The 2,319-nt window shown below is 37.0% G+C and carries 3 protein-coding genes, 1 rRNA gene and 1 pseudogene; 3 read left to right on the top strand and 2 right to left on the bottom strand.

What is annotated here, in order from left to right; translation table 11 throughout:
* A partial coding sequence (locus J500_RS16625; RefSeq protein ID WP_017394661.1) for an IS5/IS1182 family transposase occupies nucleotides 1–285 on the bottom strand: 285 nt, incomplete at its 3' end.
* 88 nt (nucleotides 286–373) lie between these two features.
* Between J500_RS16625 and J500_RS16620 the strand changes: the two are divergent.
* From J500_RS16620 to J500_RS16610, 3 genes and pseudogenes are all read left to right on the top strand, one after another.
* Nucleotides 374–925: pseudogene (locus J500_RS16620) on the top strand (hypothetical protein); the annotation flags it as partial.
* 9 nt (nucleotides 926–934) lie between these two features.
* Entirely contained in the window at nucleotides 935–1,477 is a 543-nt protein-coding gene (locus J500_RS16615) for a GTP-binding protein (RefSeq protein ID WP_004995039.1), read from the top strand.
* Nucleotides 1,478–1,499: 22 nt separating this feature from the next.
* Nucleotides 1,500–1,916: a roadblock/LC7 domain-containing protein gene (locus J500_RS16610; protein WP_004995040.1), complete on the top strand. Its 417-nt coding sequence runs from the start codon at nucleotides 1,500–1,502 to the stop codon at nucleotides 1,914–1,916.
* Between the two features lie 82 nt (nucleotides 1,917–1,998).
* Here J500_RS16610 and rrf read toward each other — a convergent pair.
* Nucleotides 1,999–2,113 (bottom strand): 5S ribosomal RNA (rrf, locus tag J500_RS16605).
* Nucleotides 2,114–2,319: the final 206 nt, after the last annotated feature.

Raw genomic sequence — 2,319 nt, 5'->3', positions numbered from 1 at the left:
CGTACTGTAATCTGGTGCGGTCCAATTTAATCCACAAAGTTTAATCAGACTTTGAACAAAACCTGTGACCATGCGTAAAGAGAGTCTAAATAAAGATTTGATCATTAAACAGCATTGAATAGCCGTATCGGAGTAAGTTTGATTTCGACCTTGCTTGTTTTGTGGTTGTGCATACCACTGAGTGTTTGGATCAAACCAAATGGAAATGTTGCCCCGATTAATGAGAGCGCGATTATAGGAAGACCAGTTGGTTGTACGATAAGTTTTAGGAGTAGGTTTATTCATTTTGAAATTATAGGACTGAATAAACCTTATAGGCTCTAGGTTTGTGCAACAAAGCCCTTCAATATTAAAACCGTCAACTTTTAAACATATGCTCAATCCTCAAAATGCGCGTTTACATTTATTTGATGATCATGGAACATTGGCAATCATTGATACACGAAGTCAAATTGCTTGGTTAGAGCCGACTCGAACCACCACCCGGACTAATCATAGCTTCCAATATGATTTTGCAATGACCGCTGATTTTGTCAAAGTTTCACGCAAGTCTGAATATCTGTTAGAAAATTGGTTATGGAACCTCGTTTGGAATTCTCACGAACTACACACTTTGGCAGATGATATCCAATTTTATCAATTAGATTACTGGCCACAGCCTTTCAGCACAAAAAATCAAAAAAATATATTACGACTGAGTGCATGCTTTATTCAAGGCGCTGAACTCACTGAAATCGCAAAACAGCTTAGCCTACCAACTCATACCGTGAAACAATTTATAGCGGCTTGTATTGCATCTGATAATGGAAATGAAATTGCGGCAACACAAAGTAAATTTTCACAACATTTGAGTACTCAAAATGATGAAAACCAAAGTTTTTTAAACAAATTTTTCGGTAAATTGCGCCGCCGCTTTGGAATATAAGGAAGATATATGATCTTACAGCAATATAAAATTGTTTTTGCAGGGAGCATGGGAGCAGGTAAAACCGAAGCTATAAAATCACTGTCGGAAATTCCTGTATTGGCTACAGAAGCTTTCAACACTGATCAAGCAGCACATGAAAAACAACAAACAACCGTAGGTATTGATTATGGCGAGATTACACTCGAAGATGGCGTAAAAATTGGGCTATACGGAACACCAGGTCAAACCCGTTTTGATTTCATCTGGACTGTTATTTGTGAGGGCGCGATTGGAGTCATTTTACTCATTGATCACTCAGTTGAAGCACCTTTAGAAGAACTCGAAGCTTATTTAGAAAGCTTCAAGTCCCAAAGCAATAATATTGCTATTGGCATTACCCATATTGATCAAAACAAAGAAAAACCACTTTCTATCTATCGTGACTGGCTAAAACAAAACCAATATTCTTATCCACTATTTTTTATTGATGCACGTAAAACTGATCACATATTATTGATAGTCGAATCACTTATCGCATCATTAGAAGTCAATTATAACCTAACAAGCTGAAACTAAATTTGAGGTAATAGCCATGTTTGCTTTAAAAGAACAACGGAGAATTGCCCCTCCTGAGCTTATTCAATACGCAAAGAATGAAGTTCAAGATATTATTAATAACGTGCGCGGAATCGATTTTATTATGCTCTGCTCCACTGATGGCTTTGAACTCACAACGATCACTAAAAAAAATCATTACAATGCAAGCAAACTAGCCGCTGTTAGTAGCTCTATTTTAGCAATGGTGAGTGCTTTTCTTAAAGAAATACAGCTCATTGGATGTCAAAGTATTACTTTAGATGCAGAAAATGGTAAAGCTGTCTTAACCTCAGTACCTTCAGCTCAACATCCAATGATTATCGTGACGCTGAGTAGTAAAGACGTACTCCTTGGACAACTGCTTTTTAGCTTAAAAAAAGCAAGTCAAAATATTATTAAGCAAGAAAGTTAACTGATTTTCTATTATTGCATTTATTCTATTTATAAAAAAAACACCCCCTCTGCATAAGCGGAGGGGGTATTTAGTATTTAAAAGCTGGCGATGACTTACTCTCACATGGCTAACGCCACACTACCATCAGCGCGAAGAGGTTTCACTTCTGAGTTCGGGAAGGGATCAGGTGGTTCACTCTTGCTATTGTCGCCAGCAAACTGTTGTGGTGCTTTGGGGTCTTATTCACATTACTTAATAATGTATGCCTTACTTACGAACCAAAGAGTTATTAACGGATTGGAAATTGAGTCTGTTTTAAGTTGTGTATCTTAGCAACTATTTTAACTAAATCAAGTTTTCGTATTGAATTTATCTTGAATACAACAACTGTTTGGGTGTTGTATAGTCAAGCCTCACGAGC

The organism is Acinetobacter sp. 479375 (genome assembly GCF_000581715.1).
Classification (GTDB): Bacteria; Pseudomonadota; Gammaproteobacteria; order Pseudomonadales; family Moraxellaceae; genus Acinetobacter; species Acinetobacter ursingii.
This window is presented reverse-complemented; position numbering and strand designations above follow the sequence as displayed.

Excerpts from the sequence above, each read along its gene's own strand:
- J500_RS16615 (WP_004995039.1), top strand. The coding sequence starts at position 935 with ATGATCTTACAGCAATATAAAATTGTTTTTGCAGGGAGCATGGGAGCA.
- J500_RS16610 (WP_004995040.1), top strand. The coding sequence starts at position 1,500 with ATGTTTGCTTTAAAAGAACAACGGAGAATTGCCCCTCCTGAGCTTATT.